12 protein-coding genes are annotated in these 16,560 nt (G+C 48.7%); 5 read left to right on the top strand and 7 right to left on the bottom strand.

The window, feature by feature from the left end; translation table 11 throughout:
• The first annotated feature begins 9 nt into the window (after positions 1-9).
• Genes GZ78_RS15835 through GZ78_RS15815 form a run of 5 tightly spaced genes read left to right on the top strand, consistent with a single transcriptional unit; the run spans position 10 to position 6,166 of the window.
• On the top strand, positions 10-945 hold the full coding sequence (locus GZ78_RS15835; RefSeq protein ID WP_034837857.1) for a DUF58 domain-containing protein: 936 nt from the start codon (positions 10-12) through the stop codon (positions 943-945).
• Positions 942-1,433, top strand: a complete 492-nt coding sequence (locus GZ78_RS27585) for a DUF4381 domain-containing protein (RefSeq protein WP_051786232.1) — start codon at positions 942-944, stop codon at positions 1,431-1,433. Before GZ78_RS15835 ends, GZ78_RS27585 begins: the two co-directional genes overlap by 4 nt.
• Positions 1,426-2,460 (top strand): vWA domain-containing protein, encoded by a 1,035-nt coding sequence (locus GZ78_RS15825; RefSeq protein WP_034837855.1) that lies wholly within the window; start codon positions 1,426-1,428, stop codon positions 2,458-2,460. Before GZ78_RS27585 ends, GZ78_RS15825 begins: the two co-directional genes overlap by 8 nt.
• The gene (locus GZ78_RS15820) at positions 2,457-4,436 is read left to right on the top strand and encodes a vWA domain-containing protein (protein ID WP_034837852.1); all 1,980 of its coding nucleotides are present in this window, start codon (positions 2,457-2,459) and stop codon (positions 4,434-4,436) included. The genes GZ78_RS15825 and GZ78_RS15820 overlap by 4 nt, the downstream gene beginning before the upstream one ends.
• Positions 4,430-6,166: a BatD family protein gene (locus GZ78_RS15815; protein ID WP_051786231.1), complete on the top strand. Its 1,737-nt coding sequence runs from the start codon at positions 4,430-4,432 to the stop codon at positions 6,164-6,166. The genes GZ78_RS15820 and GZ78_RS15815 overlap by 7 nt, the downstream gene beginning before the upstream one ends.
• A 281-nt stretch (positions 6,167-6,447) precedes the next feature.
• Here the strand turns inward: GZ78_RS15815 and GZ78_RS15810 are convergent, their stop codons facing one another.
• The 7 genes from GZ78_RS15810 to GZ78_RS15780 all read right to left on the bottom strand — a co-directional run.
• Positions 6,448-6,717 (bottom strand): hypothetical protein, encoded by a 270-nt coding sequence (locus tag GZ78_RS15810; protein ID WP_034837850.1) that lies wholly within the window; start codon positions 6,715-6,717, stop codon positions 6,448-6,450.
• Between the two features lie 180 nt (positions 6,718-6,897).
• Positions 6,898-9,267 carry an efflux RND transporter permease subunit gene (locus tag GZ78_RS15805; protein WP_034837847.1) on the bottom strand — a complete coding sequence of 790 codons (2,370 nt, stop codon included), beginning with the start codon at positions 9,265-9,267 and terminating at the stop codon, positions 6,898-6,900.
• A 19-nt stretch (positions 9,268-9,286) separates the two neighbouring features.
• Complete coding sequence (locus tag GZ78_RS15800; protein ID WP_161787407.1) at positions 9,287-10,336, bottom strand: WD40/YVTN/BNR-like repeat-containing protein; 1,050 nt, start codon at positions 10,334-10,336, stop codon at positions 9,287-9,289.
• Positions 10,337-10,663: 327 nt separating this feature from the next.
• Complete coding sequence (locus tag GZ78_RS15795) at positions 10,664-12,145, bottom strand: DUF1329 domain-containing protein (RefSeq protein WP_330217615.1); 1,482 nt, start codon at positions 12,143-12,145, stop codon at positions 10,664-10,666.
• 19 nt (positions 12,146-12,164) lie between these two features.
• Entirely contained in the window at positions 12,165-14,231 is a 2,067-nt protein-coding gene (locus GZ78_RS15790; protein WP_034837845.1) for a DUF1302 domain-containing protein, read from the bottom strand.
• A 214-nt stretch (positions 14,232-14,445) separates the two neighbouring features.
• Positions 14,446-14,898 carry a DUF417 family protein gene (locus GZ78_RS15785; protein ID WP_034837843.1) on the bottom strand — a complete coding sequence of 151 codons (453 nt, stop codon included), beginning with the start codon at positions 14,896-14,898 and terminating at the stop codon, positions 14,446-14,448.
• Between the two features lie 393 nt (positions 14,899-15,291).
• Positions 15,292-16,560: IS701 family transposase (locus GZ78_RS15780; RefSeq protein ID WP_236631585.1), on the bottom strand; the 1,269-nt coding region annotated here is incomplete at its 5' end.

Genomic DNA, 16,560 nt, shown 5'->3' with positions numbered 1-16,560 from the left:
GAGCAGATAATGAGTGGAGCATATTCGGAACTGAAAGAGCTGGTCAGCCTTCGTTTCCAGGCCAGGGAACTGGCCATTTTCCGTCAAAATCATTCCCGCAGTTTACTGGCGGGTAGTGGTTACTCGCCTTTCAAGGGCAGAGGCGTGAACTTTGAGGAAGTGCGGGCTTATCAGCCCGGTGACGACATCCGGTCCATCGACTGGCGTGTCACCGCACGCCGAATGAAACCCCACACCAAACTGTTTCGTGAAGAACGGGAGCGTCCGGTTCTGGTTCTGGTAGACCAGAGCCACTCGATGTTTTTTGGCAGCCAGTTAAACTTCAAATCGGTCACTGCTGCGGAAGCTGGCGCTCTGCTGGCCTGGGCCACTCTGCAGCACAGTGACCGCATCGGTGGTCTGATCTTTGATGAGCAGAGTCTCAGCGAAATCCGCCCCAAGCGTTCTAAAAAAACCTTGATGCACCTGCTGAATAAACTTGAACAACATAATAAAAGCCTCACCGCTGAAAACATGCCTCACCAGCAACAGGACAATTATCTGAGCAAGGCATTACGACATGCCCGAAGAGTTGCCCATCCGGGGACCAACGTCTTTGTCATCAGTGACTTCCACCAGCTGGATGAAGAAAGTTTTCGTCATTTGTCACGACTATCAAGGCACTGCGAACTGATGGCCATACAAGTGACAGACCCTCTGGAATCTGAGTTACCCCGACCCGGTCGCTACGACATCACCAATGGCATGCACCGTAAAACCATCGATACCCGCTCAAGGGATCTTCGCCAGAAATATCGGTCGCAGCATCATCAGTTTCAGACATCATTGAAAGACCAACTGGCCAGTATCAGAGTTCCCTTAATGGAACTGGAGGCTGGTCAGGATACCGGCAGTCAGCTTCAAGCCTGGTTTGGCTCCCGGGTGAATAGAGGGAGGCCAGCATGACGCAGAATCCTCTGGACCAGCTCCGCCCCAACCATCTTCCGGACCCGGTCAGCTTCTGGCCACCGGCTCCCGGCTGGTGGCTGTCTGCAGTGCTGGTCATAGCCGTCATTACCCTGATCACTGTATTGCTGATTCGTTACATTCGCCGTAATCGCTATCGCAGACAGGCACGACAACAGGCCAATATTCTTTTCAATGCCTTTCAGAAACATCAGAACCCGTTGCAGTTTGCCAATGACTGCAACCGTTTACTGAAAAAAACTGCATTGCATGCCTATCCAGCTGAACAAGTAGCCCCTCTTTATGGGAATGCCTGGCTGGACTTTCTCTCTCGAAAGAGTGGCATTACAGCGTTCAGCGCAAAACCTGGACAAGCTTTGGGTGACACCCGTTTTAAACCAACGCCCAAAGTGAAAGATAAACAAGAGGTCGATGTGGATCAGCTCCATAAACTGACTGTCAGCTGGATCAGGAAACACCATGCTTGAGTTGCAATGGCCCTGGATGTTATTGGCAGCTCCCCTGCCATGGCTGGTCTATCGTATTGCCAGCCCCGCTACCCGCGCCTCTGGCGCTGCTTTAAGAGTCCCCTTTTATAGAGGGCTGGCAGATATCGCCGGAGAACATTCCGAGCATCAGGACACCCTGAAACGCTGGCAAACCCTGATGCCCTGGCTGATCTGGATCCTGCTGGTATTGGCCGCCTCAAAACCGGTCTGGCTCGGAGAGCCGGTTCAGATAGAAGGTTCAGGAAGAGACTTAATGATGGCTGTTGATCTGTCAGGCAGCATGGAAATTGGCGACATGGAACTGAACGGAGAGTCCGTTGATCGCCTGATAGTCACCAAACATGTACTGACTGACTTTATTGAAAGGCGCAAAGGCGACCGTCTTGGATTGATTCTGTTTGGTTCTCAGGCGTATCTGCAGGCACCGTTAACCTTTGACCTGAAAACCATTGGCACGCTAATGGATGAGTCCGAGATTGGCATGGCAGGTAACAAAACAGCCATTGGTGACGCTCTGGGTCTGGCGGTTAAACATCTACGCAAGCGCCCCCAGGAAAGCAGGGTTCTTATATTGTTAACCGACGGCGCCAATACCGCCGGAGAAATAACACCTGTCCAGGCCGCCAAGCTGGCCGCTCAGGAGAATATTCGTATTTATTCCATTGGGCTGGGTGCAGACGAAATGATTCAGCCTGGCTTTTTTGGTTCATCCATTGGTGCCCGACGAATCAACCCGTCCGCCGATCTTGACGAAAAAACACTGAAGGAAATTGCAGAGCTGACCGGCGGTGAATATTTTCGGGCGAAAAATACCAAAGAACTTGAAAAGATATACGGCGAGCTCGACAAACTTGAGCCGGTTAAACAGGAAGAAGAAAGCTTCAGACCCAGCATAGCGCTTTTTTTCTGGCCCCTGGCTCTGGCACTGATGCTAAGCCTGATCATGGCCACCCTGAAGGCCTTTCCTGAAGCCTCCATCGGATTGTCAGGGAGGAGCCGTCAATGAGTGAACTCATTAGTCAATTCCACTTTCTTCGTCCACTCTGGTTACTGGCATTAATCCCCTGCCTGATACTGTTAGCCGCATTCTGGAGACAGCAGCAACGGACCGGGGACTGGCAACGAGTAATCGCACCTGAATTATTGCAACATCTATTACAGGGGCGCAGCGAAAAACAAAGCAAACTGCCCGTCTACCTGCTTCTGGCAGGCTGGACACTGGCCGTAGTGGCCCTGGCCGGACCGGCGTGGCAAAAAGTACCCACCCCTGTCAACAAAAGCCTGCAACCCCTGGTCGTGGTCGTTGATATGTCTTACAAAATGTATGCTGAAGACATTAAACCCAACCGGCTTTCAAGGGTACGCTACAAACTGTTAGATCTGTTCAAATTACGTAAGGATGGGCTGTCTGCATTAGTGGCCTATGCCGGATCTGCTCACACAGTTTCCCCCTTAACAGACGACAATCGCACCCTAGCCAATCTGGTACCGGCACTTAGCCCACAGATTATGCCGGAACAGGGTGATAACCCTCTGAAAGGTATTGAGCAAGCGATTGCGTTACTGGAACAAGGGGCAGGAGAAGCAGGCGATATACTGCTGATCACCGATCAGATTCCTCACAAACAGATCAGCGACATTCGCTCACTGTTGCAAAAAAAGGGGAGTAGTCTTTCCATTCTGGGCATTGGTAGTGAAAAAGGAGCCCCTATCAGTCTGCCTGGAGGCGGATTCCTGAAAGACAGCCAGGGAACCATTATTGTCCCTCAGAAAGACGTCCAACAGCTTCGTCAATTAGCTCAATCGACTGGCGGCATCTATGCAGATATGGCTCTGGACGACAGTGACCTTAAAGCCGTTCTGCCAAAAGCAGGACTCAACGATAACTCTGTCAAAGTTGAGCGACAATTTGACCAATGGCACGACACTGGTTTCTGGTTGGTATTACTCCTGTTGCCATTGGCACTGGCTGGTTTCAGAAAAGGCTGGCTGGCGATCTTTCTGGTGGCCGCTGTTCTCCCGTCCCCCCCTGCAGAAGCTATGGAGTGGAACAGCCTCTGGAAGAACAGTAATCAGCAAGCGATGGAAGCCCTGAATAACAAGGAAGCCGAACAGGCCGCAGAAAAGTTCACTCGACCGGACTGGAAAGGCGAAGCCCTCTATCAGGCAGGGAAATACGAAGAAGCCGCCAGTGCATTTGCACAATCAAACACCGCTGATGGTTTCTATAACCAAGGTAACGCGCTGGCTAAAGCGGGAAAACTGGACGAAGCAGAAAAAGCCTACAACAAAGCTTTGGAACTGGAGCCCGACATGGAAGATGCCAAAGCCAATAAAAAGCTGATTGATGCATTGAAAAAGCAGCAACAGCAACAGCAACAGCAACAGGACAACGACCAACAGCAAAATCAACAAAAAGATCAGAATCAACAAGGTCAGGATCAACAAGGTCAGGATCAACAAGGTCAGAATCAACAAGGTCAGGATCAACAAGGTCAGGATCAACAAGATCAGGATCAACAAGGTCAGGATCAACAAAACCCATCGCAGGATTCTGAGAAACAACAGAATTCGGGAAATTCCCAGGAAAACCAACAGCAACAAAACCCGAATAACTCTGGCCAGAAAAACCAGGAACAGGATCAGTCCCAATCCTCTCGCTCCCAGTCAGCCGATAATCAGCAAGAAGAAGATCAGGAAAAACAATCAGGTTCCAGCCAACAGCCAGAATCAGAGCAACAAACCCCGGATGAGACAGCGCAACAGCAAGAAGCTCAGTCTGGAGAATCACAGGAGCAAGGTGATCAGGATGAGCAGGCCATTCGTTCTCTTGATCAACAAGCCACTACCAGCCCGGATCAGCAGGCAATCGAAAACTGGTTGAAAACCATACCGGATGATCCAGGGGGACTGCTTAGACGCAAATTCCTTCAGCAGCAACAGCAGAGAGAGCAAAAGAGACAACAGGAGCAGTCATGGTGAACCCGATCTTTTCCAAACTGAGTAAAATACTGGTTCTGGTGGCCGGTATGATTCTGTCTGTTCAGGCTATGGCCGCCCTTACCGCTACGGTTGACCGGAGCAGTCTGGCAGAATACGAAACCCTGGAACTCACTCTGAGAACAGACAGCGATACCAGCGCAGCCCCGGATTTGTCACCTCTTGAAAATGACTTTGACATTCTGGGTACCCGCCAGAGCCGACAGATCAGAATTATCAATGGTAAAAATGAATCCTGGCGGGACTGGATCGTTACCCTTTCCCCTAAAAAGTCCGGCCGACTTCTGATCCCCAGTCTGCAACTGGAAAACATGACATCTAAAGCCATCAGATTAAACGTCAGCAGTACGCCCAGTGAACAAACCGCAAGCTCCGGAGGAATCGGTCCAGTATTTATTCGCACGGAAATCAGTGATGAAACCCCCTACATTCAGGAAGAAGTCATTCTGACGCTGAAGATTTACTACCGAGTCCAACTATACGACGATCGCAGACTCTCTCCGCTGAATATTGATGGTGCCATTGTCCAGCAGCTGGGTGAAACCCGAAGTTATGAAACGATACAGGATGGTCAACGTTACGGAGTCTTCGAACTTAATTTCTCCATACATCCTCAAAAGCCAGGCACTATGCAGATACCTGGCCTGACCTTCTCTGCTTCCATGCCGGACCGCAGAGACACTTTTGGTAGTATTTTCTCAATGAGTGGCAAGCCTGTTGCCGCCAGGTCTTCTGAAATCACTCTGAATGTCCAACCACAGCCAGATGGATTCAGTGGCCCCGTCTGGTTGCCGGCTCGTAACCTGACGCTGACCGATGGCTGGAGTGCCCCGCTGGATCAAGTCAAAGTTGGAGATGCCATCACCCGAACCATTGTCGTTGAAGCAGAGGGCCTGACCGGTGTCCAACTTCCGGCCATTAATATGCCTAAACCCGACGGGGTCAATACTTACCCGGACAAATCCGCAACCGATGACCGAGCGACTGACTCAGGAGTCATAGGCAACCGTATCGAAGCTATAGCTCTGATACCGACGCGCCCAGGAAAAATTGAACTGCCACCGGTGCATTACAAATGGTTTGATACCGATACCCAGACTGAAAAAGTAGCGGTCATACCTGCCAAGACCATTACAGTTCTTCCTTCAGAGAATGACGAAGTCGTCGCAGCAGTGCCCGAGATACCTGCTCAGGCAGTAGACAACACCCAGGAAGCTGTTTGCCCTCCTGCTCAGATTGAGATGCCAGAAAATACACGAAGCTGGCTATGGCCATCAGTCTCTGCACTGTTTGCTGTGCTCTGGATTCTGACATTGATAGCCTTATGGCGGTGCCGAGCCCGATCACAAAACACGGGCACGACAGATGACGTAAGTAAGGACTCATTATCAAAGCTGGATGAGAAAGAAGCCTGGCGTCACTTCGAATCCTCATGCCAGTCGGGTGACCTGCCTCAAGTCAGACAAGCCTTTATTAACTGGACTCAGGCGCTATACCAGGACAACTCACTGGTGACGACTGATCGCTGTCTGAAAAAACTCAACAGCCAAAAGTTAACCCCGTTTTTCCAGCAACTGGAGACGTCTCTTTATTCAAAAAGCCAAAAGAAACTGGATACAACCGGGCTGATTAAACTATGCGCCTCTCTTCGCAAAAAGAAGGGTGGACAGTCAAAATCAGCAGAGGATTTAAACGACCTTTATCCAAACTAAGGCTCAGGGGTGGGGGCTCCATAGCAGAGCCCCCTGACGCCGCGAAGCGCTAATGACTATACAGACTACCGTTCATCCTGAACCTGTCGAAGAATACTGGTAATGCACTTCCACAGGCTTCAGTGCGAACGGTATGGATATAACGCTGGGCTGCATCAAGCCCTCCTCCTGGCTTCCATTTTCCTGCAAGTGTAAGATGACTCTTTGCCACGAGAGGCCTTCGATCACACTTTGAGCACCCTCTGGGTCTGATAGCTGAACACTCTGATCAAATGCCCCCTTTAAATGTTTTTAAGAAAAATCTGATAATACTTGTTCCGTATCATTTCCGATAGCGTTTCGCCTCCACCTCGCCAGCGAACATCAATAAACCGAACATTCTCAAATTCGGCAAAATAGCGGATCAGTTTGACTTGCTCCCTGACCACCCTTTCTTTCTCACTCACCCAAAATACCTTGTCGTATTTTGGCTGCATATCAATCACCAGAATGGCCACTTTTTTACCTGCGCTCAAAAGTCGCTCAATATTAAGCAATTGAATCGTCGGCATTGGCCAACATCAGGGAAGAAAAAAACGAACAGCCGATCAGTAAACCCTTTAGTGTGTTCATATCAATGCTATGTCGTTAACACCCGAACACTATAGCTAAAGCGTACATGGATAAAATTCAGACAAAAAAAAAGCCGGCCATTCCAAAAAGGAATGGCCGGCTATTCAGAGGCAGGTCAGTTAGACCGTAGAAAGTTTGCCTGACGTTTCAGACTTTTTTTCGCCGGTTCCCTGCAGATTCTCTGACTTGATAAAGAAACGAGCCAGAGCAGGCAACAGCCAGATTGCGCCAATCATATTCCAGATGAACATGAAGGTCAGCAGAATCCCCATATCTGCCTGGAACTTCAACGGTGAGAAGATCCAGGTGCCTACACCAATCGCCAGAGTCATACCGGTAAAGGTAACCGCCTTACCCGTGATCTGCAGCGTCTTATGATACGCTTCCTGCAGAGGCATACCCTGCTTCAGATAACTCTCAAGACGACTGTAGATGTATATACCGTAATCCACACCTATCCCAACACCCAGGGCAATAACCGGCAGTGTTGCTACTTTCACCCCAATACCCATATAAGCCATCAGAGCCTGACAAAGCACAGAGGTCAATCCCAGCGGGATAACAATACAGAATACGGCTCTCAGAGAACGGAAGGTCAACAGACACAGGACACTGACAACAAAGTATACCCAGATCAGCATTTCTGCCTGAGCCTTGCCAATGACTTCGTTGGTCGCTGCTTCGATACCGGAGTTACCGGTTGCCAGCAGGAACTGCATGTCATCATTGTTATTGCTTTCAGCAAAGGCCTTGGTCGCTGCTACAACTCGCTCAAGCGTTTCTGCCTTATGGTCATCCAGATAGAGTACAACCGGAGCCATAGAGCAATCAGAATTAAACAATGAACCGGCATTAGATACCGAGCTGTTCAGCACATACGGGTTACGAGACAACGTCTGCCATTTGATATTACCTTCGTTGAGACCGGTAATAACCCGCTTGGAGACAGTCACCAGCGAAATAGCTTTCTGAACCCCTTCGACGTTTTCCATCTTCCACATATAGCGGTCAATGGCTTCCATGACAGGATAGGTCGAACAACTCTCAACACCGGTTTTCACCATCACCACAAACTGATCGGCACTGGTTGAGTAGTTACTGGTGAGGAACAGGTTATCCATGTTGTAGCGTGAATCTGGATGAAATTCCGGAGCACCGGGATCCAGGTCACCAACCTTCAAATCCTGGGCTTTATAAATGCCAAACCCGAAGCCCAGAATGGCTATCACTACAGAGACAGGAACAACTTTAGGGTGAGCAAAGTGCGATAACAAACCCCATACACCGCCTTCATCCTGCTGTTTAGCCCGAATCCTTGCTACAGACTTCTCACTGGGACCTGCAAAAGACATCAACACTGGCAGCAACACAAGATTGGTCAGAATGATCGCAGCCACACCGATACTGGCGGTCATTGCCAGATCCTGAATCACCTGAATTTCAATAATCAACAGTGTCAGAAAACCAATAGCATCGGAAGCCAGAGCCACCATACCCGGAATATAAAGACTTCTGAATGCACGACGCGCGGCAGTCAGTTTGTCGGCACCGGCAGCCGCTTCGACCCCAACACTATTAATAATCTGCACACCATGACTGACACCAATAGCGAAAATCAGAAACGGTACGAGTACAGAGTATAAATCCAGACCGTATCCGAACGTCGCCAGTAAACCTATCTGCCAGACAACAGCAACCAGAGAGGTAAACAGAGGAACCAGAGTACTGCGCAGGCAGCGGGAATACAGGAAAAGAAGAACGGCTGTTATGCCAATAGCCATAATAAAGAACATGACAATGGCTTGAACACCATCAAACAGATCACCAAAAACCTTGGCAATTCCGACAATATGCAGAGACACACCCTGCTCATTGTATTTTTCCCTGAGCTCTTCAAGACTGTCAGACAATCCACGGTAATCCAGTGCTTTGCCTGTTTCAGGATCACGTTCAAACAATGGAGCGCTGATAATACTGGATTCAAAATCATTGGCTACCAGCTGTCCTACCTGACCTGAGCGCAGAATATTCTGCCTCAGTTCATCCAGACTGGCCTGGGTACCATCATAGGTCTGAGGAATAACCGGACCACCGGCAAAACCTTCTTCAGTGACCTGAGTCCAGCGTACACTGGGCGTCCACAACGATTTGAGCTTGGAGCGATCAACACCGGGAAGGAAAAACACCTCATCATTGAGGTTTTTCAGTACTTCCATATATTCGGCGTCAAAAATATCGCCATTATTATTGGATACCGCTATCCGGATAGTATTGCCTGAACTACCCGACTCCATATTATTCAGCATGTTCTGAATAAAGGGGTGATTCAGCGGGATCATCTTCTGGAAACTGGCATCTACTCTCAACCCGGTTACCATTTTCCAACTCAGGAAAAGGGTTGCCAGCAGAAACAGCAGACAGATCAGCAATCTATTCTTGAAGATGAACCTTTCCAGAATGGGTTCCGTGCTGAAGTGATTCGACGACATAAGCTACAGCCTCTGGTATTTATTCTTGTTCTTTTTCAGACTTGGTCGGAGCGCCTTTTTCCAGCACTTCACCGCTTGGGCTCATCCTGTGGATGCCCCCTTGCCCTACCACTACAATATTTCCGTCCGCACCCGGGGCCAGAGCACTGAGTGACACTCTGTCGCTGCGATTAACAGCACTCCACTGTCCGGCCTTGCCGGAAACAAAGGAGCCGGAAGTGCCCACCAGAATACTTTTTCCGTTCTCCATAACGGCAGAACCGAATAATGTCTCACCCGTGCCGGAACTCACAGAACGCCAGTTTTTACCCTGATCCGTACTGCGAAAAACATTACCCCTCAAGCCATGTATCAGGACTTCGCCCTGACCAGCAGATACACCAAACAGACTGCCCCCATAAGGACTTTTCAGTGTCTGCCAGGTACGACCACTGTCGGCTGAATGAAACAGAATACCTGATTCACCGGCAATATAGACATTGCCATTACCATCACCGGCAATAGCATTGTAATGAAACTCTTCTTCGTTATTGATCCGGCTGCTGATGTCGACCCATTCCTTACCCCCGTTGCGGGTTTGAAGGATAGTGCCATAAGCACCCAGGGCTATGCCGGTATTTACATCGTCAAACCAGACATCCAGTAGTGGTGCTTCAAGATCAATATCGTCATAAACTCTCTGCCAGCTTTCACCGCCGTCCTGAGTTTTGAGAATGATGGCGTCGTGGCCTACGGCATACCCAATCTTATCCGATGGGAAATAAACGGCAGTGAGCATCTGAATAGTCGGCACTTTTGCCTGATTCCAGCTCATACCGTTATCATCCGAGTAAAGGATATGACCTCTGTCGCCGACAGTGACCATTCGTGCAGATTCTGCTGCCCGGGTCACATCCAGCAACAGCGACTTGGACGCCATATTGCTCATTTTGGCGAATTGAGGCTCTGTCGTTTTGGCATCAGCAGCCTGGCTGACTGCTGTCAGCATCAGGCCTGCAGCCATCACACAGTGCCTGACAACCCTCACTGTGGAACTCTTCCTTCTGGAAGCCTGTCCGTTCCAATCCATGTGTAACATCTTCTTACATCCAGGGTACAAAGACATGCAGCTCCCCTCAATCATTCTTATTATTCGTGGTGAAAGCGTTACATACTGAAAGCCCGACCACCGGTGGCAGGCAACTAGACGACACTTTCTATCAGGGCTGATTTTCTTTTGACTTATTCTTTGACTAGCGATTATAAACAGACAAGTAAAGTGTCGCCAAACCTTTCATATCGGCATTTTACAAAATCGTCCATAAGGACTACAAAAAACACCAAAACACTTCATCTTAAAAGAAAAACAGCCTGTAAAAGTCAAACTTTTCAGGCTGTTTTATAGACGTTGGCGACTTTATCGGCGCCCCCGCCTCCTTAAGGTCGATGGTTTAAAGTAGTTTTTGGGAGGGATAGCACGCTCAAAGTCAATATACGACAACTCTTCATTAGCCAGCCCCTGAACATGATAGCGCCGCGCCTGAAGATCATGAAAAACATCCAACCCGGTCCAGACCGTAGGCCGATCATAATAATTGATCAAATAAGCCATACTGACTCGCCAGAGATTTCCACGGCTGTCGTATTGATCCAAAACGGCCGCCCCCCAACTGTCCTCATCAAGATAGAGAACACGTTTTGAGTATACGTGGCGAGAACCAGGCTTGAGCTGACCTTCCACAACCCAGACCCGATGCAGTTCGTAGCGGGTATGCTCAGGATTAACATGTCCCTGGGTCAAAATGTCTTTGTATTTCAATTTGGGGCTGACCAGCTCGTAATTGTGATAAGGAATATAAATTTCTTTTTTCCCTTTCAGCACCCAGTTGTAGCGATCAGGAGCACCATTATAAATGTCGGTGTCATCTGCCGTTCTTAACCCATCCGAAGCAGCAATAGGGGTGTCATAAGACAGATTCGGAGCCCGGCGTACTCTTCGCTGACCGGCATTGTATCCCCACGCTTGTCTGGGCTGTTTGATCTGGTTGAGCGTTTCGTAGATCAGTACAGCACCACCTGCCAAACGAGCAGGAGACCGGGTAAACGACAAATAATAAAAAATAGTATTATCAAGACTCTGCTCAGAACCACCCGGCAGGTTGTAGTTCAGCAGAGCTTCCTGCTGGGAGGTTACCAGTGAGTAGGCACCGCTTCTCTGTACAGCGACCTCTGAGGCCCTCCTGACCACATACTCTCCACGATAACGAACAATGTGATTCCAGATCGCTTCCAGACCATTCTGGGGGATGGGAAAGGGGTAAGCATCATAAGCGCCCTTAAATCCGTTACCACCATCCAGTAGTTCCGCTTTGGTGGCCGCTGCCTGGGTATTGTAATAAATCCGCTCTGGCTGACGTGCCGTTCTGCGGGTTTTATACACGGGCATCTTGAAGGTATCAGGATAGGTTTTAAACAACGCAAGTTGTCCATCCGTCAACTTGTCCCGATGCTTATCCAGGTTACTTTTATCAATGACAAACAGCGGCTTGTCATCCGGAAAAGGATTGGGGTAATGCATTCCGGGCTTGAAGGCTTTAGGAATTTCTCCTTCCTTGATGCCTCCACTCCACGCTGGAATCGTACCTTCTTTATTGCCGGATTTTTCTGCTCCAATGGGCGTCAGATCCTTACCTAACCTGCGAGCTTCCTGTTCAGAAACAGCAGCATTCAGACTGACAGGGAACGTAACGGCCAGCATCAATGTCGCCAACAGCCAACGGCTGCTTTCTATAATAGAGGCAGGGTGTTTCCGGGCTTTTTCGCTATTTATAGAGGTCAGGCCGTTCTGCATTCCGGTGAGCGGCATGTCCGGCTCATGGCTGTTTTTATTGTTTTTCATTATGAGCATCCCTATCCCGTCAGAATGAGTACTTCATATTGAAGGCGACATTATCTCTGTCGTTAATGGCATTGGTTCTCTCTGAACCATAGAAAGTAGTGTAAGCCAGCCCAGCTTCGAAAGCATTCAGATAGAGCCCCTTGACCCCCAGAGTGAACGCTTTTCTGCCGGCCAGAAAATTGCCGGTACGACGGGAGTTCCCACTGACATCATGCTTGTAAATCACATAGGGATTCAGGTTGATACCGGCAAAGACATCATTCAACTCACCCGACAGTACCGCGGTAAAGCCCCAGCTAAACTTGTCCAGACGATCACGGGATGGGGTGTAGTCTGAAGCAAATGATGCGCCATAGGCACCGGATGCCGTCGAGACAAACGTATCGTAATCATCCAGATTCTGGATATATTCAAAGGAAGGTTCCAGAATCCCGTAAAGTCCGTCAAACCCGATGCGCGGACCAAAGTTTTCAACGAACACCAGAGACCCTGTCCAGAGCTTGATCTCATCATAATTTTTATAGGCTCCCGAACTCAGACAATACTCCTGCCCCGGATGAGCCTGTGAAAAATTGGTGAAACAGTCAGCCCCGGCCAAAATGGCAGGGAGATTATCCTTAAAGCCATCCACCAGATCGTCAGGATGATCAATCCACATGGGCGCATTAGGCCGATAGGCCAATTCACCCGCTATAGAGGTACTCCCGAAAGCCGTATTAAAACTGACCCCGTACATCTGGATATCTTCAGGGAACACACGAGTGGCTGAAACACCATTGGATAGCACAGCGGCACCCGCAGCCTGCCCTGCCAGATATTGTGCGCATGAAACGGTATCCAGACACTTTTTCTCTGATATCAGAGCTGTTTCCAGACTAACGCCGACACTAGGTATCGTTTGGGCTAATGTATTCGCTATCTTGAGTTGACTGGAGGCTTGTGAAACCGTTGCCAAAGCCTGATTAACAGAAGAACGATCGAGCTGAGCTTGAATGTAGGGAACATGGGAATTGTAATTCACAAAGTAAAAACCAAACTCGGTATCATTCAATTCTTCTGCAAAATATTTAAAATTGAAGCCCCATTGTCCATTGTCATCAGCCTCTATTTTCCCTGATGTGTCAGCCACAACAATATAATCGCCCGCCGTTTTTATGCCCATATCTTGATAAAGGCTGGCTCCTGAATTGGCTAATGCATACAAACCAGACACTGAACTCAGATCAGAAGGGATCTCGTTATACCCCTTGCTCCCGCCTTCAACGAAAAGATCATTGGTGCTGAAATAGGTACCCCTTCCTGGCAAAACCGTCTCTTCCCACTGGAACTGGTAAAAAGCAGACATGGACAGGTTTTCGGTAATACCCAGACTAAAAGAAACAGCATTCTGGGGAATCAGCAGGTCTTTGACCTCAGAGCCCGGCAAAGCATAAGACGCGCCGTCCAGAGCATTGATGGTGTTAATTCCATCGCGGTAGAATAGCCCCTCCCCCCAGTTCATGGCTTGCTTCCCCACGCGAATATCCAGAGGCATTTCACCCACATTCCAGGCACCATAGAAATAGGCGTCCTGAATCTTGGCATCACGACCCTGCCCCTTTTTCACATCATTGGCCCAGTCATTGCCGTATGGATGGGTGCCTGTCTGCTCAGGAAAACCAGCAACGACAGCATCCCGGTTAACACTGTTCCAGTCGTTATGGGTATCCATCAACACCGAGTCATAAAAAGCGGTTCCGCGAATAAACACCCCATACTGTTCCTGCCAGTCAATCTCCAAGTCGGCAGAGACTTTAATCACCTGTGAGACCAGCCCTTTATCAAACGCGCGGTTACCGTCATTAAGATTGACATCATCGTGATTGGGGGTGCTGCTGCCCCGATAGCGGGTATTATCCCGGCCTTCTACCCGCCACATGGCACCGTAGGAAACCGCTGTATCCAAAGCCCCCGTGATATTGCCATCTTCAGAGGCAAACTCGGCAGCATGAACCGAAACAGAAAAAGCTAGTGATAAGCTACCTGCAAGCGCAAAGCCAGAACGCCAGGCCGCAAGCCGGATAGAGTGAGATTGGGCAATCGCCATGACTGGAAGACTCCCTGTCGGTACCATTTTTTATTATTTTGACTTCCCGCCGTCATATTCCCTGACCGCGTACAAACGCCCCCTGTTACTTCTTATATTAAATTCGTGATTTTCCTACCTTCCAACAGAAAAGCCGGAAAATCAACTTTTCCGGCTTTCGAAGAATCACCTATCTAACCACCTGGGGTTATGAAGATAGAGAGTCAGTAAGTTATTAAGAATGCTTTAATCTGAACCAACTTCTTTCTATGACAGAGATAGAAACCGCGAGAAACAGAATATCTTTCACCAGAAAGAAATTAGTGACCAGAATGCCATCAGATACCTTCCAGACATTCGGTGTTGTGATCAAAAAGCTGAGCGTAGACAGGAAAATAAATGCTGCAGCAATGCCCGAATAGAAGCTGACTTTCGGACTTTTCAAGCCAACAATTAATCCGATAGCAACAATAATCTCAACAGCCCCGATAATGCTCGACACCGCTTCAACCGATAGGACATCATACAACCAGCCCATGGCAAAATGATTGACGACCAGCGGCTCAATCAGCTTGGCTTCGGTTGGAGTAAACTTATAAATACCAATCCAGAGAAGTACTAATACGGTTCCAAAAAGACCCACATGATAGCCAATGGACGACTCTCGTTTCTCAACACTGCTACTCATAATTTAAAAACCCAACAAGATTATAAAAGTAAGAAAGATCTAAAACAGACACCTGCCTATCAACAAAGATATACGCCCAAGCATAGCTTTCGGATTCAAATATTTCAGCGTTTGTATACTGGTAGCAAAGTCATATTAAAAAGCATCATCCGCTGGAGAATGAGGAAAAAAGTAATTAGATCATGCCCGTATTGAATAAGCTGCAGCCAAGGAAGGTGCGAACAAGTCCTATACGTGCTCTGCAAGGCAAAAAGGCGGCAGATACAAGGCCTCAGGTTTAGAGTTTTAAAAACATGAACGTTCGGTAAAATGTGTAGGATGTAGGCAACCAACACCGCCAGGCGTAGGACGCAAACCTGCCTGAGCTCATTAAATAGCTGCTTTTGCGTTCAGTTATGTTGCTTTTAGCAAAATGCTTCCCGAACGTTCATCTTTATCTGGTAATTCCAGCTCTAATTTTTGCTCATATCGGTTCCAGCAGTCACGAATTCGAAACTGCGGAATAATCCAAAACATTGCGCGCCTAAGCGTTCCGGCTGTGACGGTATCCGGGAGCCTCCAGGCGATTTTGGCTATTGCAATAGCCGCTGGATTTTGACAAATGGTCAGTAATTGCATCAATGCATACCCCGCCATTTTTATATGCATCCATCGCAACACTGTTCTGAGCCTTCGTTGCCACAAATGTTTACATCCGAATTCGTGTTTCAGCTGTTGAAACATGGGCTCTATAGGCCATCTCAGCGAGTAAGCCAAAAGCACCTCATGGGCTTCCAGGTCAGGATTAATCGAGAGAAATAATTTGGTTTCTGTTTGTCCCTTGTCATTTTCGAAGCGACTCCAGACGACACGGACAATACGACCTTTCAGAAAACGGGCACGGCAAATACAGGAACGGAATGAGACGGTCCGGTATTTTCTGTAAAGCCAGACAGTCATTGTGGTTACCGGTAACTTCTCTACTTCCTCGGGCGTCATTTTGGCACCATAAATACGCTTGCGTCCTTTCCGCTTAAAGGGAGAAGGTGGGTTTGCTTCAACAGGAAGCGCATAAAGTGCCCGGTTCTTGGGGATATGACCAATGACTTCGTAACCCAGTTCGAGTGCGGGTTGCATCCTGGGGCCATTCATAAACCAGCTGTCAGTGAGCAGCCGCAGTATCCGCCCCTGAAGGGACTGCCGTACAGATTTAAGCATGGCTTTTGCCATTTTAATCTTGCTGATGTTTCCTGATTTGGGAGACGGAAATGCCATCACAGAAATAGCTGTGTGCACTTTGTCTGATGGCCGCTGGAAGGCAATCGCCAGAAAAACCCAGCATTGACCAAGGATATAAAGACCACGGTTCTTTTTCTTGCTGTGCTGGCGATGTATTCTGCATGCCGGAGCTTTGGCAGAGCACCGCTCAATTGTCAGGTCGTCGAGGATAATGGAAGTGATCTGGCCGTCAGGTACTTTGGAGCAAACCAGCAATATCAGACGGTGGGCCAGATCTCGCCATCGCCACTTGCCCTGTGAGACCCAATGGTGATAGCTGCTCCAGACGTTTTCATATTGAATTACCAGAAGGGCTTGTGTAAGAAACCCTTCACCAGAAATCATACTCCCCAGAAGCAACTCGCAGAACGTTGGTGCCGCAATTGATGATAGCGCGCCTGTGAG

Source organism: Endozoicomonas numazuensis, assembly GCF_000722635.1.
In the GTDB taxonomy this organism is placed as follows: domain Bacteria; phylum Pseudomonadota; class Gammaproteobacteria; order Pseudomonadales; family Endozoicomonadaceae; genus Endozoicomonas_A; species Endozoicomonas_A numazuensis.
This window is presented reverse-complemented; position numbering and strand designations above follow the sequence as displayed.